The following is a 25,274-nucleotide window of genomic DNA, read 5'->3' as shown; positions in this document are numbered from 1 at the left end:
ATGACACCGATGCTTGCTGCAGCATGGGCAGATCTAGGCATTCCGTTAGATTTGCTTAGCCACCGTCCTTTGCAATTATTTGAAGAGGCCAGCGAGCTAGTCGATGTGGCCATTGCTAGCGATGGCCGCGTATGGCAGCTCACCCCAAATGCAGCAGCAGCATGGCTGGCCATGCAAGCTGCTGCACGGGCAGATAGCGTCGATATCCAGATCGCCTCGGCGTATCGGGCATCGAGTCGGCAGTGTGAATTAATTAAAAGAAAGTTGTCGCAAGGGCAGGATATTGAGCAGATCTTGCAAGTGCTTGCCCCACCCGGCTGCAGCGAGCACCACACCGGCCGAGCTGTAGATATCTACCAACCCGGCGGCCCTGTGGTTGAAGAAGCCTTTGAAGCCACCCCCGCATTTACTTGGCTAAACCTCAACGCCACGCGATTTGGTTTTAGCCTATCGTTTCCACGCAGCAATCCAGCGGGCTATCTGTATGAGCCTTGGCATTGGTGTTGGCATGATATATAGGATGGGTAAAATCCAATCCTATCTGCTTAATGGAAATTCGTAGGTTGGGTTAACAGGCTTTATCGTGTAACCCAACATTCTGCTTAGTCTTAAGTGTTGGGTTACGCTGGTTTATCCGCCCTTACACGGCGAATAAACCAGCTAACCCAACCTACAAAAGCATCATTTCCCATTGGTTTTTCTTAATTTGATAGGGTTGGGTTTCACCCGCCCTAAGAAAGACTCAATAAGCACTCTATTTATCATTCACCGCAGTCGTTACCAGCTTTAACAGCTCAGGCAAGATCTCTGGCAAGCGGTCTTGAATGCTGCGCCCCGGAAGAAGTGGCAAGCAAAGATCATAGCGCCCATCGTGGTAGCACTCCACCCTTGGCCGCTGCGGGTCTAGCATCCAACCCGAATAGGGCAGCCACACCAGCATAAGATCACGCCAGCGCGGGCCAATATCGGCGCTAAGCCCTAGGTGACTAAACACGGCCCAACGCCCCGCAGGGCGCTGATACTCGCCGATATGCCGAGGCAATTTTAAGTGCCGTGGAATAGCCACGGCCGCATCGTAACGTCGCCGCTCGGCAGGCGTTGTTGCCGGATCGCTCCAAACCAAGCCAAACCAATAATTCGCCTTAATATCAATCGCTTGGCATTGCTCTTGAAAATCCACCAAGAGTTGCTCTAAATGAAAGCCATAATCGCCTACAGCTCGTTGATAAGCCATCCGTTCGGCAGGCCATTCTTCTAAGTTGATGCAGGCCTCAACTTCATCCCAGCTCCAAACACGATCAACATCCGTACCCGCAATCGTTAATCCTGGCCGGTAAGACATCGCACCTAAATTATTAGCAATCCAGCAAATCGCCACAGCCCGCCCTGCGCGTAAATCACTGGGCGTAAAACCAAAACTGCGGCTAAAGGCTCGGCTAAAGGTAGCAGGAGATGAGAAACCGACTAAATCAGCCACCTGCCCAATCGATAAATGCGGAGACCATTGCAATAGCGAAGCAGCGACTTCTAAGCGCAATTGCCATAAAAATGCCTGCGGGCTATCGCCATATTCACTCTGAAAACGGTGTGCTAAATGCCAAGGCGAGTAATGAGTCACATCGGCAAGATCAGCCAATTGCAAAGGCGCAGCCAAGCCGCGCACCATGCGATCTATCGCTTTTTCTAGGCGAACGCAGGGAGGATTAGTCATGTTTCACGTGAAACAATTAGAGAACCTCATCCAGAGGGGTAATCGATGCATCTTCAGCAGGCCGCGCCCAAAAGAATCGATCAGGAATCTGCTGACCCATACCAGGCCGGTAAGCGGCGAGTAGTGTTTGCCAAGTGTAATCTTGGGCCTCTTTAACGGCTTCGATAATCTCAGCTCCATTGGCCAAAGCGCCAGTTAAGGCCGCTGCCAGTGTGCTACCCGCACCGTAAAAACTTCCTGGCAAACGATCCCACGAATCCACACTGGCACGCCCCATATCGCTATATAGGCCATTAATGACCTTTGGCGTGTTTTCATGGGTACCGGTAATTAATACATATTCGCAGCCAAAGTCCAGAATTCGGCTGGCGGCAATATCTAGGGTTAAATCATCTTGCTCGTCAGGATCGTCCGATGCTAAGTGCCTTGCATCGATACTATTGAGCGTGACTAAGGTGGTGTGCGGCAAGAGTAATTCACGCGTCATCGCGAGTAATTCTTCGGCAGCTAAATGATCCCCGGCTTTGGTAAAAAATACAGGGTCTAGAATAAGCGGGATTTCTGGGTAATCAGACGCGATCTCAGCAATCACGGTCAGTGTTTCAATACTGCCAATAAGGCCCACTTTAATCGCATCTACTTTCATATCTTCAAGAATACAGCGTGCTTGATCTTCTACCCATTCACTCTCAATAAGTAAAACATCTTGTTCGCCTGAACTATCTTGAATCACGATGCCCGTAATTACCGGTGCCACATGGCAACCAAGAGATGACAAAGCAAGCATATCTGCAGCAAGTCCAGCACCACCGGATGGATCATTACCAGCAAATACAAGCACAATAGGGGGGCTGGTAGTCATGGGGACATTCACTGAATCAGGTAAAATTGAAATTTTATCTTACTTAACAGGTAACTCGAATGAAAAAATATATGTGTCTCATTTGTGGCTTTATTTACGATCAGGCTGAAGGCCTGCCAAACGATGGTATTGCCGCCGGAACTGCTTGGGAAGATGTGCCTCCAAACTGGACCTGTCCAGATTGTGGGGCCAGAAAAGATGATTTTGAGATGATAGAAGTCTAAAAGGATCACTATGAAAACGCTGATTAGCGTCACCGTGCTGACAACCATGTTGCTAGGCTGTCAGCAGGTAAGCACCACAGAAACAGGTGCAACTAATGTCAACCGTAAGCAAAGTATGAGCATGCTATTGTCTGAGCAACAAGTCGACAATATGGCTAAACAGTCTTACCAAGAAACACTGAATAAAGCGCAAAGCAAAGGTGTGCTTAATAGCGATAAGGCAATGACAGCCAGAGTACGCGGCATTGCTAGTCGTATCATTCCGCAAACCAGCGTATTTCGCGCGGATGCCAGCAAATGGCAATGGGAAGTGAATGTAGAAGCCAGCCCAGAGCTGAACGCCTATTGCATGGCGGGCGGCAAGATAATGTTTTATTCCGGCATTATCGAAAAACTAAAGCTGAACGATGATGAAATCGCCCAAATTATGGGCCATGAAATCAGCCATGCTTTAAGAGAGCACAGCCGTGAGCGCATGAGCAGCGCGTATAACAAGCAATTGGCCATGCAAGGCTTGTCGCTGCTGACTGGCGGAAAATACGATGGTTATATGGGCATGGCCGATGAGATGATGCAAGTAGGTTATTTTTTACCTAATAGCCGCGAGCATGAATCCGAAGCCGATACGATGGGTATAGAATTGGCGGCCAGAGCAGGGTATAAGCCGCAAGCTGCAGTTAGCCTATGGCAAAAAATGGCAGCAGCCAGCAAAGGGCAGCCCGCAGAATTCCTATCTACTCATCCTTCAAATCAAACGCGCATTCAAGATTTACAGGCCAAAATTCCAGCAGTACAAGGCTTATACGATACAGCAGCACGTAAGTATCCAACTAAAAAGGGTACTTAATGCTCTGGGTAAAAGCACTGCATATTATTTTTATTACCAGCTGGTTTGCGGGCCTGTTTTATCTGCCTAGATTATTTGTAAACCATGCTATGAGCACAGATCACGAAACGATAGCGCGCTTAAAATTGATGGAACATAAGCTGATCCGCTTTATGACGCCCTTAGGTATTTTGGCGCTGATATTTGGTATCTGGCTTTGGTCTTACTTTGATTTTTATATGGGCCCGGGTTGGCGCTGGATGCATGTAAAACTCACACTCGTCGCCGTTTTAATCGCCTATCACGGTTGGTGCTGGAAGATTTGCAAAGATTTTGCTGCTAATCGCAATGCGCGCAGCCATCGCTGGTTTCGTTTTTTTAACGAGATCCCAGTCTTAGTTTTAGCTGCCTGCGTTATTTTGGTGGTGGTAAAGCCTTTCTAAAACGCCTCAGGAGCAAAAAATAATGGCGACAGAAATTGAACGTAAATTCTTATTAAGTAACGATGATTGGCGTAAAGAAGTACAACAGTCTAGCCGAATTGCCCAGGGCTATTTATCGAGTGATCCTGAGCGGGTAGTGCGTGTTCGTTTACGTGGGACGCAAGGATTTATCACCATTAAAGGCAAAACAGCAGGGATTGAGCGCTTAGAATTTGAGTATGAAATCCCGCTTACCGATGCAGAAGCACTATTAAAACTGTGCCCCAATATCTTAGATAAAACACGTTATTTAATCGATTTTGCTGGATATACTTGGGAGATCGACGAATTTCATGGCAATAATTCACCATTAATCATTGCCGAGCTGGAGTTGTCTAGCAGCGATGCTCCCTACACCAAGCCAGCTTGGTTAGGCGCGGAAGTATCCAATGATCCGCGATACTTTAATAGCTATCTTTCTGAACATAGTTATTCAACTTGGTAATTAATTAAAACTTATAAAATAAGCGCCCTATAAAAAAGGCGCTTATTTTTTTGCCTGATGTTTACTAAAAAGTAGCAATGTAGTCGACAAATACAAACTACGTTGCGCTACAACACGAGCAACAAGTGAGCAATGACGGTTTCTGTGAAAGATCGATGGCGCTATGATATTGCTTTCTATAGTGGATTTCGTCATGAATCAAAACCAACAATTGTTTGCTGCCGCACAAAAGCATATTCCTGGCGGCGTAAATTCGCCAGTACGCGCTTTTGGTTCTGTTGGTGGCACGCCACGCTTTTTTAAAAAGGGCCTTGGTGCCTATGCTTGGGATGTAGATGATCAGCGTTATATTGATTATGTAGGCTCTTGGGGCCCACTTATTCTTGGCCACACTCATCCAGATGTACTTGAAGCAGTGATTGCAGCAGCTAAAAATGGCATGAGTTTTGGCGCGCCAACGGCAGCAGAAGTGGAATTAGCCGATTTAATCTGCGAAATGCTACCGTCTATCGAACAAGTTCGCCTTGTTTCAAGTGGCACCGAAGCCACAATGAGTGCTATTCGCCTTGCCCGTGGTTTTACAGGCCGCGATAAATTAGTGAAATTTGAAGGTTGTTACCATGGGCATGCAGATAGCTTATTAGTAAAAGCGGGTTCTGGTCTGTTAACTTTCGGCAATCCTTCATCAGCTGGTGTTCCAGCTTCAGTTGCAGCCGATACTTTAGTTTTACCTTATAACGATGTCGCTGCTCTGGAAGCATTGTTTGCTGAAATAGGGGAACAAATCGCAGCCATTATTGTAGAGCCCATCGCTGGCAATATGAATATGGTGCAAGCCAGCCCTGAATTTGTTCAAGCGATGCGTAAATTAACTGAAAATCACGGCGCTATTTTAATTTATGACGAAGTCATGACCGGTTTTCGGGTTGATTTGCAATGTACTCAGGGTTTGCATGGTGTGAAACCTGATTTAACTTGCCTTGGTAAAGTAGTAGGTGGGGGTATGCCACTCGCTGCTTTTGGTGGTCGTAGCGACATTATGGCTAAATTAGCGCCGCTGGGACCTGTTTATCAGGCGGGTACATTATCTGGTAATCCTGTCGCAGTTGCTGCAGGTTTGGCTACATTAAAGATTATTCGTGAAGACGGTTTTTTTAATCAATTAGCTATTCAAACTAAAAAATTATGTGATGGTTTAATTCAAGTTGCTAAAGAAACAAATACTATTTTTTCTGCGCAAAGCGTAGGTGGTATGTTTGGTTTTTATTTTAGTAAAAATATTCCGCAATCATTTGCGGATGTGATGAATTCTGATCGTACTCGTTTTAATGCTTTTTTTCATGGCATGTTAAATAAAGGAATTTATTTAGCGCCTTCTGCATTTGAAGCGGGTTTTGTTTCTGCAGCACATTCTGATCAAGATATTTTGGATACGCTTGAAGCCGCTAGATCGGTATTTTTAGAAATTAAGTAATATATATTTTGTAATAAAAAACGGCCTGATGGGCCGTTTTTTATTGTCTTTTAGGTGATTTTTAGTAATGTAGACAAGGGTTTTTGCAAGGTATATATAAATATAACACATTGATTTTAAACAATATTTATGATTTTTTAATTTCTTCTTCAATTAGTGATTCAATTTCTTTTATATCTGCAACACCTACGTATTTTTTTATAATTTCGCCCTTCTTATTAATTAAGAAGGTGCTAGGTGTTAAACCTACATCGCCGAATGATTTTGCAATTTTTCCATTGATGTCATGTTGAACAAAAAATGGAAGTTTTTTTTCTTTAACATAATTAGCAATATATTCAGGATTATCATAATCCATAGCAATGGCAATTGTTTTATAGTTATTATTTTTATATTTTTCTTGTAGTTTTATAAGTTCAGGCATTTCTTGAATACAGCCCGTGCAACTAGTCGCCCAGAAATTAACCAGAATGATTTGGTTCTTTAATGCAGACGGGTTTAGGTTTTTGCCTTCAATGCTGGTTAATTTTATATCTGGTGCTTGTTTATTTGGAGTCTGAAAAAGTAAATATCCAGCAATGCCTATGACAGTAGCTATAGCAAGTAAGTGTCGAGCATATTGTTTCATATCTATGGTCCTTGGCATGCAAGAGGCGGATTTTAGAACATTTTTGGTGTGTTTTGGGTTGGAAAATTTATTTACACCTTTTTTTCTTTTAATACTTCATTTAAGAAGAAAGATATAAGAACAACTAATAAGGAGTGATGTTTTCTGTGGATAAGTCATTTTTACTTGTTTTTTCAACAACTTAAGTTATCCACAAGGTTGGGTGTTAAATCTGTTTGGCCTGTGGATAATTTGGAGATAGTTTTTTGGATTTTGCTGGCTTGAAGGTTTTCCACAGTGGCGCTTACTTTTATCCACAGGCCAAGTAGTTGATTTGATGGATCGTTTGATTTTTCACCGTATAATGGTTCGTTTTGACGGAGGGGTTCGATGGCGATCCAGTGGTTTCCAGGGCATATGAACACTGCCCGCAAGCAGGTTGCAGAGACCATGGCCAAGGTAGACTTGGTGATTGAGGTGGTTGATGCGCGCTTGCCACTGTCTAGTAGCAATCCCATGATTGAGCCGATGCGCCGCTTAAGGCAGCGTCCTGCTCTCAAGGTTTTGAATAAAGCAGATTTGGCAGATCCAAGACTCAATAAAATCTGGCTTGAATGGTTTAAATCTCAGCCAGGTACAGAAGCGGTATTGCTGGGCGAAGATAATAAAATTCAGGGTGCAAAGCTGATTCCTCAGCTGTGTCAGGCTTTAGCTCCGCACCGAGATGGTGAGGAAAAACCGCTTAGAGCAATGATTGTTGGCATTCCTAACGTGGGTAAATCAACGCTGATCAATCATTTAGCTAAGCGTAAAATTGCGAAAGTGGCGGATACGCCGGGTGTGACCAAGATGCAGCAACGCGTTGAAACGCTGGCGGGTATGATTTTGTACGACACGCCAGGTTTGATGTGGCCCAAAGTGCAGAATGAGGATTCGGGTTATCGTTTAGCAATGGCCGGATCGATTGGCCGCAATGCTTATGATGAAGTGGATGTTGCTTTGTACGCGATTGAAACGTTGATTGAGCGTTACCCGCAATTATTGCTTGATCGTTATAAATTGAAAGATTTATTGGGTGATGCTGAGCCGCTTTTTGAGCTGATTGGTAAGAAGCGTGGTGCCATGCTGTCGGGTGGGCGGATTGATACGCAAAAGACGGCAGATATGATTCTGACTGAGTTTCGCGGAGGTATATTAGGGCGAATTACTTTGGAGACACCAGACGATTTCTTAGAAATGCCTGTGTACGATCCTGATGATGAAGCTGAGTTGCCAGATCCGGATTTGTGAACGAAACTGGGTACTGCATATCGTTTACTGAATGAAAAGAGTCATTATCTGCGCGGCGTATTCTGGAAAATTGTCTTAGAATCCGTCTGCTCTGCTGCCTATGGAAGTCATTGATGGAAGCTGAACTTTTAAATCTTGAAGATAAAGTAAGCCAACTGGTTCTGCTTTGCCGTGAGCTACGTGATGAGAATCGTGGCTTAAGGCAGAAGTTATTGCAGACACAGCAGCACAATCAAGGCTTGTTGGCGAAGATAGATGGCAGCAAAGAAAGAGTTGCTGCTATTTTGGCTAAGCTGCCGGAGGATACAGAATGAGTGACGGGATTAAGCAACTCGATGTTTCTATCATGGGCCGTGAATTTCGTGTGGCTTGTCCTGAAAATGAAGAAGCGACGCTGATTCAGGCTGTAGAGCTCTTAGATCAGCGTATGCATGAGATTCGCGCATCTGGCAAGGTGATAGGGCTGGAGAAAATAGCGATTATGGCTGCGCTTAATATTACTCATGAATATTTGCATACGCGGGTTGATGGGGGTTTTGACATTGCGACAATTCAGCGTAGAATTGCCAGCATGAATTCAACGATAGATGCAGTGATGGGTGAACAGACTGAATTGTTTTCCTAGCTTGCGGCTATTGTAAACCAATGCTTTCCTGCGGTGTTTGTTACGACTTGTCTCTCTGAACCAATAATTACTTTGGTTGCCTGCCATGAGTATGCTTGTTGTGCGCATCCCCCGTTGGATGCACCTGATGGCATCCGGTCGGTGACCGCTTGAACCTTCGGTTCAAGATTGCTCGTCGGACGGCACTCGCGGGAAGCTCTTCATTGTTTCACTCCACGTGAATATCACTTGTTTATCTGGCAAATCCGAAGTGCGGCGTTCGATACGCCGCGCTCGCGCCCTGATCCCTCCTCTAGAAAGACACTCAGCAGAATTAGCTATTGTTGCGAAGGCAAAGCAGCTTGGCTTATTACGCCGCGGATTAAAAATCGCTGCGTATATTCCTGCAGGCAGTGAGTTTTCCCCTTGGATATTAATGCTGCGTGCTCTGGCGGGCGGCATAGATGTGTATGTGCCTAAAGTGCCAAAGCGGGGAAGAAAACTGCAATTTGTGCGTTTAGATGCGCAGAGCCGGTGGCAACTAGGGGCACACCGTATCCTTGAGCCACTGAATGGTGAAATATGTTCACCACGTGATTTAGATATCGTGTTTATGCCTTTAGTTGCTTTTGATTCCAATCTTGCCCGATTAGGGCAGGGTGGCGGTTATTACGATTGCACGTTTGAATTTAGACGCTGGCGGCGGGAGTGGAAAAAACCGCGGTTAGTAGGCTTAGCATTTGATGAGCAGCATGTAGAACAATTAGCTACAGATCGTTGGGATTTACGGTTGGATTACATCCTGACCGGTCAGCAAATTTGGCGTTGCCCACAAGCTGAAAAACAGTTTTAGTCTTGCTTATTTTGCAAGCAAATTGAAAGTAATAATTATTTATCAGCTTTTGCACAGTACAAAATGCGTATTTAGTGAGAAAACGCAAATTGTTGCCGTGACAAAAGCAATAATTACACAGTTATTTTTTTTGCCATAGCACTAAACTACGTCGCGATTGGCGTTAAAGCCAACAATAGAGTCTCTACAAGCACTGCCCCCAATAATGAGGTTGCCATGAATAACTCGACTCAAGCCTCTCGGCTAGATCTTTTTGCACCGCTGTCAGGTGTTGTTGTCGCCATAGAATCGGTTCCTGATCCGGTGTTTGCGCAAAAAATGGTGGGTGATGGGGTATCGGTTGATCCAATTTCCAATCTGCTGCTTGCGCCTGTTGCCGGTAAAGTAACTCAGCTGCATTCGTCACGGCATGCCATTACCATCACTACGCCAGCCGGGATCGAAGTGTTGATTCATATTGGCTTAGATACCGTGATGCTGCGTGGCGAAGGCTTTATTGCCAAGGTTGCAGAAGGCACTGAAGTGAAAGTGGGCCAGCCATTGATTGAGTTCGATGCCGATTTGGTTGCTCGCAAAGCACTTAGCTTGCTGACACAGATCGTGATTACTACGGGTGATAAGGTCGTTAAATATTCGCCAACGATTAAAAAAACAGTTGTTGCCGGTCAGGATATTGTTCTGTCCTTGGATTTAGCGGGCGCTACCGTAGTGGGTCAAGCTGTCGCAGCAGATGCAGCCATCCAGTCTGCTGCTGTGATTGTGCCTAATCCAACAGGCTTGCACGCGCGCCCGGCTGCGGTGCTGGCGAATACCGCCAAAACGTTTAAATCAGATTTAAAACTGGTGCGTGCTGGTGATGAAGCCAATGCCAAATCGGTCGTATCGATTATGGGTTTGGAAGTGCAGCATGGTGATTCGGTTTTTGTAAAAGCAACAGGCCCTGATGCGGCACAAGCGGCCAAGGCCCTTGCTGAGCTGATTGCCAGCGGCTCTGGAGAAGATTGTGGTGGTGTATTCGCGCCCGCTGCGATTAAGCATCTTGCCAAGCCACAAACTCGCCCGGCATTAAAATCGAATGACCCAAATGTACTGATGGGTGTATCGGCTTCACCTGGCCTTGCTGTTGGGCATATTTTTCAGGTTAAGCAAGAAGTGATCGACGTTGTTGAAGCGGGCGATGTGCCAGAGCTGGAAAAACGCCGCTTCGATAAAGCACTGAAAGAAGCGTATCAGCAGTTAGAAGCGCTGAAAGGTGAAATTGCTGATCCGGCTAAAGCAGAAATCTTCTCTGCTCACCAAGAGTTATTGTCAGATCCGGATTTGCTTGATTTGGCGACGGCAGCAATCAGCCAGGGTAAGAGCGCTGGTTTTGCTTGGCGTGCCGCATTTACCAGCCATGCCGATAAACTGGCTAAGCTAAAAAATGAAGTATTGGCAGGCCGTGCAAACGATATCCGCGACATTGGTCGTCGCGTATTGCGTCTGATTGCCGGCATTAAAGAAGCGGCACTTGAAGTGCCGAATGATGCCATTTTGATCGCCGAAGATTTAACACCGTCTGATACCGCCTCGCTGGATCGCAATAAAGTGCTGGGTTTTTGCACCATTGGTGGCGGCGCAACCAGCCACGTTGCTATTCTGGCCCGCTCTTTAAATATCCCGGCGATTTGCGGCATTGAAGAAGCCGCATTGCAATTGGCTAACGGCACGCCCGTGATTTTAGAAGGCAGTAAGGGCTGTTTACGCTTAAATCCTTCTAGCGAGGAAATCAGCAGCATTCGCGAGCGCCAAGTGAAGCTGGCTAAGCGTCAGGCTGAAGAGTTAGCTACCGCTTTTGAACCTGCGACAACTACCGATGGTATTTGTGTTGAAGTGGTAGCCAATATTGGCGGCTTGGAAGAAGCACAGCAATCGGTGAAGCTCGGTGGCGAAGGCGTTGGTTTGCTGCGTAGCGAGTTTTTGTATCTTGAGCGTACCGAAGCGCCGACAGAAGCTGAGCAAGACAAGATTTACAGCGATATTGCTAAATTGCTGGGCAAGGATCGCACCTTTGTTGTCCGCACCTTGGATGTGGGCGGCGATAAGCCGCTGCCTTACTTGCCAATGCCGGTTGAAGAAAACCCATTCCTGGGTGTGCGCGGTGTGCGTTTATGCCTAGCCGAGCCAGAATTACTACATACCCAGATTCGTGCCATCTTGCGTTCTGCCGAGCATGCAAAACTGGCCATCATGTTCCCGATGATTACGTCTCTAGAAGAAGTTCGTGAAGTAAAGCGTATCGTTGCGCTAGAAAAAGCAGCTTTGGGTATTACTGCGCCAGTACAAGTCGGAATTATGGTTGAAGTGCCTGCAACGGCAGTGATGGCAGAGCTTTTTGCCCGCGAAGTCGATTTCTTCTCGATTGGCACGAACGATTTAACTCAATACACGCTGGCGATGGATCGTGGCCACCCTAAATTGGCTAAAGAAGCCGATGCTATGCATCCAGGTGTGCTGCGCCTGATTGCTAACACGGTGAAAGGCGCGCACACCCACGGTAAATGGGTGGGCGTGTGTGGTGGCATTGCTTCGGATCCTGCTGCTGTGCCATTGCTTATTGGTATGGGCGTGGATGAATTGTCGGTCAGTGTGCCTGCGATACCTGCTGTAAAAGCACTGGTGCGCAAGCTCTCTAAGGCTGATTGCCAGAAATTGGCGGCTGAAGTGTTGCAAATGGGTACCGTGGCCGAAGTTCGTGCGCGTTTAGCCCAGCAATTAGCAGATTAAATCATGATCACAACAGTTCGAAACCGGACTGTTGCGTCAAGCGTATACGTCAATATTTAGTGTTTCAATTCATGCGGTGTTCAATGGATTGTGGCATTAGGGGTGATACGTGAAAATTAACTGTGGAAAAAGTAAACACAATGAGTGATAGCTTTCCTGTTCTGTTGGTGGCAGCCCTAGGTGGATGGAGCAATATTCGCTCCCTAGAACTAGTGGCTTTGACTCGTTTGCGGGTTGATATAAATGATGTGAGCCGCTTTGATGCAGAGCGCTTGCAACAAGCTGGAGTATTGGCGGTGATGCCTTTTGCAAATCATGTCTACCATCTTGTTATCGGTTCTGAAGCCCCCCGTTATATGGAAATTCTGTCTTAATCTTGATTTATAGCTTGGTGCTTTTTTACGCCTAAGCAGGGTCGAACGGAGAAATTATGTTTAAGAACGCATTTGCATTCTTACAAAAAATCGGCAAATCGCTGATGTTACCGGTGTCAGTATTACCGGTTGCGGGCCTATTGCTTGGATTTGGTGCATCCAATTTTTCCTTCTTGCCGGAGGTGGTTTCACATCTGATGGCAGCGGGCGGTGGTGCGATTTTTGGTAACTTAGCGCTGATTTTTGCAATTGGTGTAGCACTGGGCTTAACCGAAAACGATGGTGTGGCTGCCATTGCTGCAGTGGTTGGCTACGTTGTGCTTTTGGCAACCATGGGTGTGATGGCTCCGGTGCTGGGCACTGAGCCTGCCATGGTCATGGGTATGAAGGCGATGGAAACCGGCGTATTTGGCGGGATTATCGCCGGTGCTCTGGCGGCTGGCTTATTCAATAAATACTATCGCATCGAGCTGCCACCTTACCTAGGTTTTTTTGCTGGTAAGCGTTTTGTGCCGATTGCAACGGGTATTGCAGCCATTTTTGTTGGCGTGATCTTGTCGCTGATCTGGCCACCGATTCAAGGCGTGATCAAAAGCTTCTCGCATTGGGCCGCCTATGCTGACCCACGCGTTGCCGCCACACTCTATGGTTTTGTAGAGCGGATGCTGGTGCCGTTTGGTCTGCACCATATCTGGAATGTGCCGTTCTTCTTCGAAATTGGTAATTACGTGGTAGATGGCAAGCCTGCTGTGCATGGTGATATTGCTCGCTTCTTTGCGGGGGACCCTACTGCCGGTATCTTGTCTGGCGCGTTCTTGTTCAAAATGTTTGGTCTGCCTGCTGCTGCCATTGCTATTTGGCATACTGCTAAGCCAGAAAATCGCGTCAAGATCGGCGGGATTATGATTTCAGCTGCGCTGACTTCATTTATGACCGGTATTACCGAGCCAATTGAATTTGCTTTCTTGTTTGTGGCTCCACAGCTGTATGTTATTCATGCCTTCTTGGCGGCATCTACCCAGTTTGTTGCTAACTCGCTCAATATCCATATGGGCTTTAGCTTCTCGCAAGGTGGTATTGATTTCCTGATGTTTAACGCCTTGGGTAAATACGCGCAAAACTGGTGGTTAATTCTGCCTTTGGGCGCGGTTTATGCAGCGATTTACTACTCAGTATTCCGCTTTGTGATTACCAAGCTCAATCTGAAAACACCGGGTCGTGAAGACGAAACGGCTGAAGAGCATGTGGTAGATAGCAGCGAGCACGGCCGTGCGCGTGAATTAGTGCTGGCTTTTGGTGGTCGTAGCAATATCAGCGGTTTGGATGCATGTATTACCCGTTTGCGTATTTCGGTTAAAGATATCTCGAAAGTGAATCAGCCTAAGCTTAAAGCGATGGGCGCTGCCGGTGTGATGGTAGTGGGTAACGGCATTCAGGCGATTTTTGGTACGCAATCGGATAATCTGAAATCCGATATGGTGAATTACCTGAAAGTTGCTGGCCCGGAAGCGGATGTAGTCACAGCCCCTGTGCAGCAAGCGATAAGTGCGGATGTGCAAGCCCCAGCGGCGGCCGCGGGAGGGGATTTGCACGGCAAAGCCATGCAAATTCAAGCTGCTTTGGGTGGCCTTTCCAATATTCGCAAGCTGGAAGCCATTGCGGGCACTCGTTTACGTGTAGAGCTTGCAGATGCTGCGCGCCTCGATGAAGCCGCTTTAAAAGCAGCAGGCGTGGAAGGCGTGATGCCTCAGGGCGGTCAAGTGTTCCACTTGATTGTTGGCCAACAGGCGCTTGATGTTGCCAGTGCTTTAAACAAATAAACGCTTCACACTCTATAAAAACCCGTCAGCAATGGCGGGTTTTTTTTCGCACTGCCTAAGGAGTAATGGTAAGCTTTATGTCAAATATTACGGCTACTATAGCAAGCTAGAAAATGAGCGCATTCGATGATGATGGTTTTGTATTCGTTTCGGGTCTGCTGAGCTTCCCTATGGTCTACATTGGCGTGAAACAATTTAATGCGGGTATTTGTTTGGCTTTTTAAAGTGTTTAAACGTGTTATTTTTTGCTACTTAAGCTGTAAATCGCGGGACTTTTTAAAAGGAAATAAACCATGAATAAAGTATTACGTAGAAGTAACAATGATCAGTGGATTGCCGGGGTGATGGGCGGTTTGGCTGATTATATGGGGATAGGCTCAGGCAAGCTGCGTTTGATCTTTGTGATTGTGTCTTGCTTATCGGCGGCGTTTCCCGGTCTTTTTGTTTATTTGATTCTGTGGTTTTTGATGCCTAAGCAAGGCGCTTGATTTTTAATCTGGATTAAAAATGTCTGTAGCCAGTGCCCTGCGCCTGATTGTTTTAGCTGCCCTCTGGGGGGCTTCATTTTTGTTTTTACGCCTTTCTGTTGCCAGTATGGAGCCAGCATGGTTAATTACATTCAGGGTGGGCGTGGCTGCCGTATTTTTATCGGCTGTAGCCTTGTTTACACGGCGTAAATTTGATTGGAAAGCACATAAAGCTGAGCTTTTGGTGCTGGGAGTGCTCAATGGTGCCATTCCTTTTGTTTTTTATGCCTTAGCTGCAAAAGCACTCACCGCATCGCTGATGTCGATTATGAATGCCACTGCGCCGATATGGGGAATGCTGCTGACGATGATATTTATGCGGCAGAAGCCTAGTTTTAAGGGGCTGGCGGGTTTGTTGCTGGGCATTGCTGGTGTTGCCCTCTTAGTGGGGCTGGATAAGGTGAGTACTAAGCCGGGGGCGGGTATGGCGATTCTGGCATCGCTGGCGGCAACGTTTTGCTATGGCCTTGCTAGTGTGTATACGCGTATGAAGGTGAGGGGCATTGCATCATTTGATATGGCACACGGCAGCATGTGGGCTGCAACGCTGGTTTTACTGCCGTTTTTATTATGGATACCGGCTCCGCACACCATGGCCATTAGCCCGGTTGTTGCTGTCGCTGTGTTGGGTTTGGGTGTGCTGTGTACAGGGTGGGCGTTTTTAATTTATTTTCGCCTGATTCAGGATATCGGCCCAGCCTCCACGTTGACGGTTACTTTTTTAATCCCCGTATTTGGTATTTTATGGGGCGTGTTGTTCTTGGGTGAAAGTGTCAGCAGCAATACCTTTGTCGGCGCGGCTTTGGTTTTATTGGGTACGGCGTTGGCAACGGGGTTTTCACCACGGGCTTTGTGGGCGAAAAAAGCGCAAGCGTGATGTGGTTTGAATTCATAAAAAAACCATCGCTTGAGGGCGATGGTTTTTTTATGTTTGAAGGGTTTTAAAAGCTTAAAACCCCATCGCTAAATTAAAGCCTTCGGCAATGGCGCGTTTGGCGTCTACTTCACCGGCAAGTAGCGCTCCGCCAATGCGGTGAACGGGTGCACCGGCAGCGTTGAGTTCATCCCAAAGCGTTGTGACGGATTCTTGCCCAGCGCAGAGCACGATTTGATCGACTTCAAGGCAGATCTCTTCATTATTCTGCTTGATATGCAGGCCCGCATCGTCGATTTTCAGGTATTCAACCGAGCCGAGCAGGTTGACCCCACGCAATTGCAAGGTGGCGCGGTGCACCCAACCGGTGGTTTTGCCGGGGCCGCTGCCAGGTTTGCCTTTGCTGCGTTTTAATAGCCAGATCTCACGACCGCTAGGCTGCATGGCGGGTTTGGCTAAGCTGCCTGCGCTGCTCATGCTGGCATCAATACCCCAGTCGCGGATAAAGTTGTCTGTGGGGCTGAGATCGCTATGGGTTTCGGACAGGAATACCGCCGTATCCACGCCAATGCCGCCAGCACCAATAATCGCAATTTTTTTGCCTGGTTTGACTTCGCCGCGCAGCAGGGCTGGGTAGGAAACCACGCTAGGGTGATTGACACCATCAATATCAGGCACGCGCGGTTTAACACCGCTGGCAATCACGATTTCATCAAATTCACCGGCTAGCTCGGAAGCACTCGCAAAGTGATTGAGCTTTATCTTTACGCCAAGGTAATCGAGCTGATTGCGGTAGTAGCGCAGCGTTTCGGTGAATTCTTCTTTGCCGGGGATACGCTGGGCAATACCAAATTGGCCACCAATGGCAGCGCTTGCTTCAAACAGCGTGACCTTGTGGCCTCGGCTGGCGGCCGCAGTAGCGCAAGATAATCCGGCTGGGCCAGCGCCAATCACGGCGATGCGTTTGGCTTGCTGTGTTTTGGCTGCAATCGGGAATTCAGTTTCGCGGCAGGCGCGAGGATTAACTAAGCAAGAGGCGGGTTTGCCTTCAAACACATGGTCGAGGCAAGCTTGGTTACAGGCGATACAGGTGTTGATCAGATTGGCGGCTTGGTTCGCGGCTTTATTGACAAAATCAGGGTCGGCCAATAGCGGGCGGGCTAAAGACACCATATCTGCATCGCCACTGGCTAAAATATGCTCGGCAATTTCCGGGGTATTGATACGGTTTACCGCGATCAGCGGAATGGACACATGGTCTTTTAATTTGCGCGTGACCCAGCTAAAGCCACCACGAGGTACGGCTGCGGCGATGGTTGGAATACGTGCTTCGTGCCAGCCGATGCCGGTGTTAATTAGGGTGACGCCAGCGGCTTCAAGTGCTTGGGCAAGGATAATCGCTTCGGGCAGCGTGCCACCGTCTTGAACTAAATCGAGTAAAGACAGGCGGAAAATCACAATAAAGTTGGGACCAACTGCAGCGCGGACGGCTTTGCTGATTTCAACTGCGATGCGCTGGCGGCGGGTGGCGTCCCCACCCCATTCGTCATCACGCTGATTGACATGGCTGCAAAGGAATTGGTTAATCAGATAGCCTTCCGAGCCCATGATTTCCACGCCATCGTAACCCGCGGTCTGTGCCAATTTAGCGGTATTGGCAAAATCAGCGATGGTGCTGGCGATTTCTTCCACGCTTAAAGCATGCGGCGTAAACGGCGTAATTGGCGAAGCAATGGCCGACGGGGCCACACTAGCAGTGTGATAGGCGTAGCGGCCCGCGTGCAAAATTTGCAAACAAATTTTGCCGCCCGCATCGTGCACGGCTTGGGTAATGGGCAGATGGCGGGGGATATCGCTTTCATCGGCCAGCATGGCGGCGTCTTCATAAATACGACCTGCTGCATTGGGTGCGATGCCGCCAGTAACGATCAAGCCCACTCCGCCTTTTGCACGTTCGGCATAAAAGGCGGCCATGCGTTCCGGGCCATCGGGGGCTTCTTCAAGCCCAGTGTGCATAGATCCCATCAGAACGCGATTTTTAAGGGTGGTAAAGCCCAGATCAAGGGGGCTTAATAGCTGCGTATAGGTCGACATCGGTGCGTTTCCCAGCAATTGTATTAATTAGAGATCAAGCTGATTTTTCTTTTTTGGTGCTAAATAGCTGCGTTTAGATTGAAATTGCGGCGTTTCCAAACGATTGTTTTAATTAACCTTAGCTTGATTTCTCTAGCTTGTCCTATTGGGGTTTACCAGCAGAGCGCAGGATATGGCGTGTTTGCTTACCGTTTTGGTAAAAATAGCCTGTGTATTTTTGAATAATCGTCTCAGCTATGGTCTTGAAATGTTGATTTTAAGGTAAGGTAATGCCTCCATTTTACCGCCTGATACTATGACTACTACTCACTGGAAATCGCTCTTGTTTTCCCGGCGCATGCTGATCTGTGTGTTTACCGGATTTGCCTCGGGTCTGCCGCTGTATATCCTGCTTAACTTAGTCCCTGCGTGGTTAAAAAGCGAAGGTGTTAATTTAAAAGCAATTGGTTTTTTTGCACTAATTCAATTCCCTTTTACCTGGAAATTTATCTGGGCTCCCTTATTAGATCGCTATGCTTTGCCGGGCTTAGGCAGGCGGCGCGGCTGGATGCTACTCACACAAGTCGCCTTGCTGTTTTTAATCGGCTCATTAGGATTATTTAATCCCAAGTTAGATATATGGTCGATTGCCTATCTTGCCACCGCCTTGGCTTTCTTTAGCGCCAGCCAAGATATTGTGCTGGATGCTTATCGCCGCGAAATTCTTAGCGATGAAGAATTGGGCTTGGGTACGTCAGTGCACGTGAATGCTTATCGCATTGCCAGCCTGATTCCCGGTGCGTTTTCTTTGATCTTGGCCGATCATCTGCCGTGGGCGCAGGTGTTTATGATTACCGGCTTGTTTATGCTGCCCGGTATTGTGATGACGCTATTGGTGAGCGAGCCGCAATTAGTTCGCCCGCCTAAAACATTGCGTGAAGCGGTGATTGAGCCTTTTCATGAATTTATGACCCGCCACGGCTGGCGTAATGCCCTGTGGATTTTGGCCTTTATCTTTCTATATAAATTAGGCGACAGCATGGCTACGGCCTTGGCTACGCCGTTTTATTTAGAGCTGGGCTTTAGTAAAACAGAAATCGGCGTGATTGCTAAAAATGCGGGGCTATGGCCTGCGGTATTTGGCGGCATTGTGGGCGGCGTGTGGATGTTAAAGCTGGGCATCAATCGTGCGCTGTGGTTGTTTGGTGTGGTACAGGTTGTTTCGATTTTAGGTTTTGCATGGCTGGCGACAATGGGTGCAGATAAAGTTGCTTTGGCGACCGTTATTGCATTTGAAGCCTTGGGCGTTGGGCTGGGAACCGCCGCATTTACGGCTTACATCGCCAGAACGACTGATGCGCGCTATACCGCAACTCAGTTCGCCTTGTTTACCAGTCTGGCAGCAGTGCCCCGCACCTTTATTAATGCCAGCACGGGATGGTTGGTAGAGCAAATGGGCTGGATTAACTTCTTCTTCCTCTGCACCGCGCTGGCGATCCCGGGCATGCTGCTGCTATTTAAAGTAGCACCGTGGAACAGCGAAGCAAAGAGAGAAAAAAGTCTGTAGATACAGATGTTAAAGGAGAACACGGAGTACACAGAGAAAAAGCATAAGCGTTTCTAGCTCTGTGTTCTGCTTTTAAACTCTGTGTTCTCTGTGTCTACAGATCTTAGGTTTTTATGTGGGTGGCCGAATTCTTAAGGCTGGTAGTCGTAATCCACAATCAGCGGCGCGTGGTCGGAGAATTTTTCGTCTTTATAAACGGAAGCACTCTGCGCCGTTGCAGCTATGCCAGGTGTGGTGATGTGGTAATCGATGCGCCAGCCTACGTCTTTGGCATAAGCTTGGCCACGGTTGCTCCACCATGTGTAACCTGGGATTTCCGGGTAAAGTTTGCGCCAGACATCCACAAAGCTCAGCTCGCTAAATAATTTACCCAGCCAGCTGCGTTCTTCCGGCAAGAAGCCTGAGTTCTTCAGATTGCCTTTCCAGTTTTTTAGATCAATTTCGTTGTGAGCGATATTCCAGTCGCCAAGCAGAACCACTTCGCGGCCGCTGGCGGCGAGTTGCTCTAGGTGTGGGCGAAAGCGTTCTAAAAAGGAAAACTTCACTTGCTGGCGCTCTTCCGATGAAGAGCCCGATGGCAAATAAAGTGAAATGACCGAAAGATTGCCAAAATCGGCTTGCAAATAACGGCCTTCAAAATCGATATCTGCAATACCAAGACCGGTAATCACCCGATCTGGCTCGCGCAAGCAATAGAGGCCTACACCGCTATAGCCTTTTTTTTCCGCGTAATGAAAAAAGCCTTTTAGCCCCGCAGGCTCTTTCATTTGCTGGGAAAGATCAGCTTCTTGTGCTTTAAGTTCTTGCAAGGCCACCACATCGGCGTCTTGTTTTGCCAGCCATTCAAAAAAGCCCTTATTTGCAGCTGAGCGAATGCCGTTTAAATTAGCACTGATAATGCGCATTCGGTGTCCTTTTGTAAGAAATGTTATGCTTCGCTTTATTGAGATCAATAAAACAGGAAAATGCAGCATGAGTGATTTTCGTCGCGACTTTATTTCTTTTGCTGTAGAGCAAAATGTGCTGTGTTTTGGTGATTTTATCACTAAGGCTGGCCGTCAATCGCCGTACTTTTTCAATGCGGGTTTATTTAGCGATGGCGCATCCGTAGGCGCTTTAGCGCAATTTTATGCACAGGCGGTACAAGCATCGGGCGTTGAGTTTGATGTGTTATTCGGGCCAGCCTATAAAGGAATTGTGCTGGCATCGGCGACGGCCGTGGCTTTGGCTGCGCAGGGGCGGAATGTGCCCTTTGTATTTAATCGCAAAGAAGCTAAAGATCATGGTGAAGGCGGTGTTTTAGTGGGCGCGCCGCTTAAAGGCCGGGTTATGATTATTGACGATGTGATTTCTGCGGGCACATCGGTGCGTGAGTCTGTAAATATGATTCGTGCTACGGGAGCAGAGCCAGCGGGTGTTTTGATTGCGCTTGATCGTATGGAGCGCGGCCAAGGTGCCTTGTCAGCAGTGCAAGAAGTAGAACAACAGTTTGGCATTCCGGTGATTCCTATTGCGTCACTGGATGATTTGTTGGGCTATTTAAGCGCCCAAAATGGTATGGATGAGAAGCTGGCTAAAGTCAGCGCTTACCGTAATCAGTACGGAATCTAAAAGGCTTACTTGATGCTGCGTGGTCTGTTTACTTTTTTACTATTGGCCTTGTTGACGGCCCCTGCATTTGCCAAGCTTTATCGCTGGGTGGATGAAACGGGTCGTGTGCAATACAGTGATAAGCCGCCAATGACGGCGCCAACAAGTGGTGTATCTGAACTTAATAAATCAGGAATGGTGAAGGCCACGCCAGTGCCGGTACTGAGCAAGGAAGAGAAAGAAAAAATTCAAAATGAGCAAGCGCTGCAAAAAGAGCAGCAGCGCAGAGATCGCGCTCTATTGCAGTCTTTTTCCCGTCCTGAAGAAATTGATCTTATCCGGGATAGACGGATAGGCATGATTCAATCGGCCACGATTGCTAATTCTATGCGTATGCAAGCAGCATCTCAGCGTAAAACGCGTTTAGAAACACAACTCGCTCGTATGAAAAAATCAAAAAGATCAATTCCGCCTGATTTAGAAGCAGAGTTAGCAGCGATCAATAAAGAGATTGTCGATATCGATACAGATAATAAAACAAAGAATGATGATATAGACAATGTAAAACGCAGAGCAGAAGAAGATAAAAAGCGTTTGTTAGAGCTGAAATCTGCTATTTCAAAATAAGATTTTATATAAAAATAATTTTTAAATAAATTAACGAATGGAATAACAATGATTGAGCAAGCGGCATCTGCAAAGATTGTTCTAGGTATTGATATTGGTGGCACAGGGATTAAAGGTGCGCCAGTCAATGTGGAAACAGGCGAATTGCTTTGTGAGCGGGTGCGCATCGATACACCACAACCCGCCACGCCAGAAGCAGTGGGGGCGGTGGTTAAGCAGTTGGTTGAGCAATTTAACTGGCAAGGACCGATTGGCTGTACCTTTCCCGCAATTGTGCATAATGGCGTTACCTTGTCTGCTGCCAATGTGGATGCTTCATGGTTGAATGCGCCAGCGCAAGATATTTTGGCGCAAGTAACAGGCTTACCTTTAAAGCTGATTAATGATGCGGATGCAGCGGGCTTAGCTGAGGGTGTATTTGGTGCGGCTAAAGGTAAAGCGGGCAAAGTGCTGATGATTACTTTGGGCACAGGGATTGGCAGTGCGCTAATTGTGGATGGTAAGCTGATTAGCAACACCGAGTTGGGTCATTTGATTTTTAAAAATGATGAAATTGCTGAGAAATATTGTTCTGGAAAAATAAAAGACGATTTAGATTTAAAGTGGAAAGAATACACCCAACGCTTAAATGAATACATTTTGCATTTGCAACTATTACTATCGCCAGATTTATTGATTATTGGTGGCGGAATTAGCAAGAAACACGATAAATTCATTCCAGAGTTAACGGGTTTGCGTTTCCCTGTTGTGCCTGCCGAGCTTAAAAATGATGCAGGGATTGTGGGAGCGGCATTAGAAGCGGCTCGCGAGTTTGGTGTGTTGTAGTGGTTGATTACTGGCGCGATGCCGAACGCTAAATACCTCGGCTTGCGAAAAAATGGCATGAATAAAGCTTTTAACTCGTTTCTATGATGGCGTTTCGGGCCTGCTGTGTTTGTAGATTTTAGGGTTGTCTATGTTCCACGTGAAACGCCCCGTAAAATCGGGGCGTTCGCATTTTATCGCGCCGTGATAGTCGTCAAGGCAGATACGGCGTAAAATCTTGCCCCTTTGCTTGCTGGATGCTCAACGCTATGCTTTATCCTACTCGATACGACGTGATTGTTGTCGGCGGCGGCCACGCCGGGACTGAGGCTGCGTTGGCGGCCGCCCGCATGGGAAACAAAACCCTGCTGCTGACGCACAATATTGAAACCCTTGGGCAGATGTCCTGCAACCCGTCGATAGGTGGGATTGGCAAGGGGCATTTGGTCAAAGAAGTGGATGCTTTAGGCGGCGCAATGGCGCTGGCGACCGATTTTGGCGGCATTCAGTTTAAAACGCTGAACTCCAGTAAAGGCCCTGCGGTTCGCGCCACGCGTGCGCAGGCCGACCGTATTCGCTATAAAGCAGCGGTTCGTCATATGTTGGAAAACCAGCCGAATCTGGATTTATTCCAGCAGGCTGTGGATGATCTGACTTTAGATGGCGATCGCGTCACGGGTGTCATTACCCAAATCGGCATTCGTTTTGAAGCGGGTGCGGTGGTGCTGACTGCCGGTACTTTCCTTTCTGGCAAAATTCACGTTGGCCTAGAAAACCACGTCGGTGGCCGTGCGGGTGACCCTGCTTCGGTAACACTCGCTGCACGTTTACGCGATTTAAATTTACCCGTTGGCCGTTTAAAAACGGGTACACCGCCACGCATTGATGGCCGATCGATTGATTTCTCGGTACTAGAAGCCCAATACGGCGATACGCCCGAGCCGGTGTTTTCGGTGCGCGGTAATGTGGGCATGCACCCAAAGCAATTGCCTTGCTGGATGGCGCACACCAATCTTAAAACGCACGAGATTATTCGCAGCGGTTTTGATCGCAGCCCAATGTTTACCGGCAAAATTGAAGGCGTTGGCCCACGCTATTGCCCAAGTATTGAAGACAAAATTAATCGCTTTGCCGACAAAGACAGCCACCAGATTTTCTTAGAGCCTGAAGGCTTAGATACCCACGAATATTATCCAAATGGTATTTCGACCAGCTTGCCATTTGATATTCAGCTGGCCGCCGTGCGCTCGATTGCCGGTATGGAAAACGCGCATATTCTGCGTCCGGGCTATGCCATCGAATACGATTACTACGATCCGCGTAATTTAAAAGCCAGCTTTGAAACTAAAAGCATTGCCGGTTTATTCTTTGCCGGGCAAATTAATGGCACAACAGGTTACGAAGAAGCCGCCGCGCAGGGTCTTTTGGCAGGCTTAAACGCAGGCCTATATGTGCGTGAAAAAGACGCTTGGACACCAAAACGTAATGAAGCTTATTTAGGCGTGTTGGCCGATGATCTGGTGACCAATGGCGTAACCGAGCCTTACCGCATGTTTACCAGCCGCGCCGAATACCGCCTGCAATTGCGCGAAGATAATGCCGATTTACGTCTGACTGAAATGGGCCGTGAGTTGGGCTTAATTGGTGATGCGCAGTGGGAAGCCTTCTGCAAAAAACGCGATGCAATTGATTTAGAATTGGAACGCTTGCGCACGACATGGGTAAATCCACGTATTCTTGCGGTAAGCGACGCTGAGCGTGTGCTGGGTAAAGCGATTGAGCGTGAATATACGCTGGCCGATTTACTGCGCCGCCCGCAAGTCTCTTACGATAGCCTGATGTCGATGGAAATCGCCAAACCGGCCGTGGAAGACCCACTGGTGGCAGAGCAGGTAGAGATTCAACTGAAATATCAGGGTTATATCGAGCGGCAACAATCTGAAGTGGCTAATCGCGATAATCTGGAAGAATTCCTGCTGCCAGCAGATCTGGATTTCACCGATGTATCGGGCTTATCTAAGGAAGTGCAGCAAAAGCTGATTAAACATAAGCCAGAAACCATGGGGCAAGTGTCTAGAATTTCCGGTATTACTCCAGCGGCCATCGCTTTAATGCTGGTTCATTTAAAGAAAAAGCAAATGCTTGATGCTAGAAAGGTTACTGAATGACTGTATCTACTCCTGATTCCCTCTTCGCCGAACTGGCCGCAGGCCTCGCTGAACTTAAATTAGACTTATCCACAGCGCAAGCAGTGAGCTTGCTGGCGTATACCGCGCTGATTGCTAAGTGGAATAAAACCTATAGCCTGACCGCCATTCGTGAACCAGAACGCATGGTTTCGCATCATCTTTTGGATTCACTTGCTCCCTTGCCTCATTTCAAAGGCCAAGCAAATGAAAAAATTCGCATTTTGGATGTGGGCTCGGGGTTTGGTACGCCAGGTATTCCATTGGCGATTGCACGGCCAGATTGGCAATTATTTTTGCTCGACTCAAATCACAAGAAAACCACGTTTTTGCGTCAGGTGATTGCGGAGCTAAAACTCACCAATGTGACTGTACTGACTGAACGCGTTGAGCTGTACAAGCCAGAAGCGCCGTTCCAGATTATTACTTCTCGTGCTTTTGCTGAGCTAGCCGAGTTTGTAAAACTGACCCAGCACTTGCTGGCACCAGAAGGGGAGTGGGCTGCTTTGAAAGGCGTTTATCCTTTTGAAGAAATCGCACACCTGCCAGCAACCGTAAAAGTAACCGCTGTGGATCATTTGAAAGTGCCTGGAATCGATGCAGAGCGCCATTTAGTGCATGTGGTTAAGGCTTAACAGGCCCGTGCATCTTTTACGTCGTTTCGTAGGGTGTACAACGATGTAGTCGT

Annotated in this window: 26 protein-coding genes and 1 other RNA gene; 22 read left to right on the top strand and 5 right to left on the bottom strand. The window is 47.5% G+C overall.

Going from position 1 to position 25,274, the window contains the following annotated elements:
* The gene (locus ACFQNF_RS03150; protein WP_380186031.1) at positions 1 to 519 is read left to right on the top strand and encodes a M15 family metallopeptidase; all 519 of its coding nucleotides are present in this window, start codon (positions 1 to 3) and stop codon (positions 517 to 519) included.
* 235 nt (positions 520 to 754) lie between these two features.
* On the opposite strand, the gene ACFQNF_RS03145 is transcribed toward ACFQNF_RS03150, so the two are convergent.
* Both ACFQNF_RS03145 and thiD read right to left on the bottom strand, forming a co-directional pair.
* Positions 755 to 1,711: an AraC family transcriptional regulator gene (locus ACFQNF_RS03145; protein WP_380186029.1), complete on the bottom strand. Its 957-nt coding sequence runs from the start codon at positions 1,709 to 1,711 to the stop codon at positions 755 to 757.
* A gap of 16 nt (positions 1,712 to 1,727) precedes the next feature.
* Complete coding sequence (gene thiD / locus ACFQNF_RS03140) at positions 1,728 to 2,573, bottom strand: bifunctional hydroxymethylpyrimidine kinase/phosphomethylpyrimidine kinase (RefSeq protein WP_380186027.1); 846 nt, start codon at positions 2,571 to 2,573, stop codon at positions 1,728 to 1,730.
* Between the two features lie 59 nt (positions 2,574 to 2,632).
* Between thiD and ACFQNF_RS03135 the strand changes: the two genes are divergently transcribed.
* From ACFQNF_RS03135 to hemL, 5 genes are all read left to right on the top strand, one after another.
* Positions 2,633 to 2,797 (top strand): rubredoxin, encoded by a 165-nt coding sequence (locus ACFQNF_RS03135; protein WP_380186025.1) that lies wholly within the window; start codon positions 2,633 to 2,635, stop codon positions 2,795 to 2,797.
* A gap of 10 nt (positions 2,798 to 2,807) precedes the next feature.
* Positions 2,808 to 3,644 (top strand): M48 family metallopeptidase, encoded by an 837-nt coding sequence (locus tag ACFQNF_RS03130; RefSeq protein ID WP_380186023.1) that lies wholly within the window; start codon positions 2,808 to 2,810, stop codon positions 3,642 to 3,644.
* Positions 3,644 to 4,066 carry a CopD family protein gene (locus tag ACFQNF_RS03125; protein WP_380186021.1) on the top strand — a complete coding sequence of 141 codons (423 nt, stop codon included), beginning with the start codon at positions 3,644 to 3,646 and terminating at the stop codon, positions 4,064 to 4,066. Before ACFQNF_RS03130 ends, ACFQNF_RS03125 begins: the two co-directional genes overlap by 1 nt.
* A 22-nt stretch (positions 4,067 to 4,088) precedes the next feature.
* The gene (locus tag ACFQNF_RS03120; protein ID WP_380186019.1) at positions 4,089 to 4,550 is read left to right on the top strand and encodes a CYTH domain-containing protein; all 462 of its coding nucleotides are present in this window, start codon (positions 4,089 to 4,091) and stop codon (positions 4,548 to 4,550) included.
* A gap of 193 nt (positions 4,551 to 4,743) precedes the next feature.
* Positions 4,744 to 6,024: a glutamate-1-semialdehyde 2,1-aminomutase gene (hemL, locus tag ACFQNF_RS03115; protein ID WP_380186017.1), complete on the top strand. Its 1,281-nt coding sequence runs from the start codon at positions 4,744 to 4,746 to the stop codon at positions 6,022 to 6,024.
* 127 nt (positions 6,025 to 6,151) lie between these two features.
* Here the strand turns inward: hemL and ACFQNF_RS03110 are convergent, their stop codons facing one another.
* Complete coding sequence (locus tag ACFQNF_RS03110) at positions 6,152 to 6,652, bottom strand: TlpA disulfide reductase family protein (RefSeq protein ID WP_380186015.1); 501 nt, start codon at positions 6,650 to 6,652, stop codon at positions 6,152 to 6,154.
* Between the two features lie 369 nt (positions 6,653 to 7,021).
* Here ACFQNF_RS03110 and ylqF point away from each other — a divergent pair, with 369 nt between their 5' ends.
* The 10 genes from ylqF (at position 7,022) to ACFQNF_RS03060 (ending at position 15,742) form a co-directional block, all read left to right on the top strand.
* Positions 7,022 to 7,921, top strand: coding sequence for a ribosome biogenesis GTPase YlqF (gene ylqF / locus ACFQNF_RS03105; protein ID WP_380186013.1), 900 nt, complete (start codon positions 7,022 to 7,024; stop codon positions 7,919 to 7,921).
* A 113-nt stretch (positions 7,922 to 8,034) separates the two neighbouring features.
* Positions 8,035 to 8,235, top strand: a complete 201-nt coding sequence (locus ACFQNF_RS03100; protein ID WP_046353781.1) for a hypothetical protein — start codon at positions 8,035 to 8,037, stop codon at positions 8,233 to 8,235.
* On the top strand, positions 8,232 to 8,546 hold the full coding sequence (locus ACFQNF_RS03095; protein ID WP_046353782.1) for a cell division protein ZapA: 315 nt from the start codon (positions 8,232 to 8,234) through the stop codon (positions 8,544 to 8,546). The genes ACFQNF_RS03100 and ACFQNF_RS03095 overlap by 4 nt, the downstream gene beginning before the upstream one ends.
* A gap of 22 nt (positions 8,547 to 8,568) precedes the next feature.
* Positions 8,569 to 8,745: non-coding RNA, 6S RNA (ssrS, locus tag ACFQNF_RS03090), on the top strand.
* Positions 8,746 to 8,796: 51 nt separating this feature from the next.
* A complete protein-coding gene (locus ACFQNF_RS03085; protein ID WP_380186011.1) occupies positions 8,797 to 9,378 on the top strand; it encodes a 5-formyltetrahydrofolate cyclo-ligase in 582 nt (193 codons plus the stop codon).
* A 216-nt stretch (positions 9,379 to 9,594) separates the two neighbouring features.
* Complete coding sequence (ptsP, locus tag ACFQNF_RS03080; protein ID WP_380186009.1) at positions 9,595 to 12,144, top strand: phosphoenolpyruvate--protein phosphotransferase; 2,550 nt, start codon at positions 9,595 to 9,597, stop codon at positions 12,142 to 12,144.
* A 140-nt stretch (positions 12,145 to 12,284) separates the two neighbouring features.
* A complete protein-coding gene (locus tag ACFQNF_RS03075; RefSeq protein ID WP_380186007.1) occupies positions 12,285 to 12,518 on the top strand; it encodes a PTS sugar transporter subunit IIB in 234 nt (77 codons plus the stop codon).
* A 56-nt stretch (positions 12,519 to 12,574) separates the two neighbouring features.
* On the top strand, positions 12,575 to 14,338 hold the full coding sequence (gene ptsG / locus ACFQNF_RS03070; RefSeq protein ID WP_380186005.1) for a PTS glucose transporter subunit IIBC: 1,764 nt from the start codon (positions 12,575 to 12,577) through the stop codon (positions 14,336 to 14,338).
* 293 nt (positions 14,339 to 14,631) lie between these two features.
* Positions 14,632 to 14,826 carry a PspC domain-containing protein gene (locus ACFQNF_RS03065; protein WP_380186003.1) on the top strand — a complete coding sequence of 65 codons (195 nt, stop codon included), beginning with the start codon at positions 14,632 to 14,634 and terminating at the stop codon, positions 14,824 to 14,826.
* A 19-nt stretch (positions 14,827 to 14,845) separates the two neighbouring features.
* The gene (locus tag ACFQNF_RS03060; protein ID WP_380186001.1) at positions 14,846 to 15,742 is read left to right on the top strand and encodes a DMT family transporter; all 897 of its coding nucleotides are present in this window, start codon (positions 14,846 to 14,848) and stop codon (positions 15,740 to 15,742) included.
* Between the two features lie 72 nt (positions 15,743 to 15,814).
* On the opposite strand, the gene ACFQNF_RS03055 is transcribed toward ACFQNF_RS03060, so the two are convergent.
* Complete coding sequence (locus ACFQNF_RS03055; protein ID WP_380185999.1) at positions 15,815 to 17,833, bottom strand: FAD-dependent oxidoreductase; 2,019 nt, start codon at positions 17,831 to 17,833, stop codon at positions 15,815 to 15,817.
* Positions 17,834 to 18,128: 295 nt separating this feature from the next.
* On the opposite strand from ACFQNF_RS03055, the gene ACFQNF_RS03050 reads away from it, so the two are divergent.
* On the top strand, positions 18,129 to 19,379 hold the full coding sequence (locus tag ACFQNF_RS03050; RefSeq protein WP_380185998.1) for an AmpG family muropeptide MFS transporter: 1,251 nt from the start codon (positions 18,129 to 18,131) through the stop codon (positions 19,377 to 19,379).
* Positions 19,380 to 19,510: 131 nt separating this feature from the next.
* Here ACFQNF_RS03050 and ACFQNF_RS03045 read toward each other — a convergent pair whose 3' ends face one another.
* Positions 19,511 to 20,284 (bottom strand): exodeoxyribonuclease III, encoded by a 774-nt coding sequence (locus ACFQNF_RS03045; RefSeq protein WP_380185996.1) that lies wholly within the window; start codon positions 20,282 to 20,284, stop codon positions 19,511 to 19,513.
* 67 nt (positions 20,285 to 20,351) lie between these two features.
* Here ACFQNF_RS03045 and pyrE point away from each other — a divergent pair, with 67 nt between their 5' ends.
* The 5 genes from pyrE (at position 20,352) to rsmG (ending at position 25,221) form a co-directional block, all read left to right on the top strand.
* Positions 20,352 to 20,990: an orotate phosphoribosyltransferase gene (gene pyrE / locus ACFQNF_RS03040; RefSeq protein ID WP_380185994.1), complete on the top strand. Its 639-nt coding sequence runs from the start codon at positions 20,352 to 20,354 to the stop codon at positions 20,988 to 20,990.
* 12 nt (positions 20,991 to 21,002) lie between these two features.
* Positions 21,003 to 21,596: a DUF4124 domain-containing protein gene (locus ACFQNF_RS03035; RefSeq protein WP_380185992.1), complete on the top strand. Its 594-nt coding sequence runs from the start codon at positions 21,003 to 21,005 to the stop codon at positions 21,594 to 21,596.
* A 48-nt stretch (positions 21,597 to 21,644) separates the two neighbouring features.
* The gene (gene ppgK / locus ACFQNF_RS03030) at positions 21,645 to 22,421 is read left to right on the top strand and encodes a polyphosphate--glucose phosphotransferase (RefSeq protein ID WP_380185990.1); all 777 of its coding nucleotides are present in this window, start codon (positions 21,645 to 21,647) and stop codon (positions 22,419 to 22,421) included.
* A gap of 248 nt (positions 22,422 to 22,669) precedes the next feature.
* Positions 22,670 to 24,568, top strand: coding sequence for a tRNA uridine-5-carboxymethylaminomethyl(34) synthesis enzyme MnmG (gene mnmG, locus ACFQNF_RS03025; protein WP_380185988.1), 1,899 nt, complete (start codon positions 22,670 to 22,672; stop codon positions 24,566 to 24,568).
* Positions 24,565 to 25,221 (top strand): 16S rRNA (guanine(527)-N(7))-methyltransferase RsmG, encoded by a 657-nt coding sequence (gene rsmG / locus ACFQNF_RS03020; protein ID WP_380185986.1) that lies wholly within the window; start codon positions 24,565 to 24,567, stop codon positions 25,219 to 25,221. Before mnmG ends, rsmG begins: the two co-directional genes overlap by 4 nt.
* Positions 25,222 to 25,274 lie beyond the last annotated feature (53 nt).

The organism is Iodobacter arcticus, from assembly GCF_042664895.1.
Taxonomy (GTDB): Bacteria; Pseudomonadota; Gammaproteobacteria; order Burkholderiales; family Chitinibacteraceae; genus Iodobacter; species Iodobacter arcticus.
The sequence above is the reverse complement of the archived record's forward strand: the minus strand, read 5'-3'. Positions and strand labels throughout refer to the sequence as shown.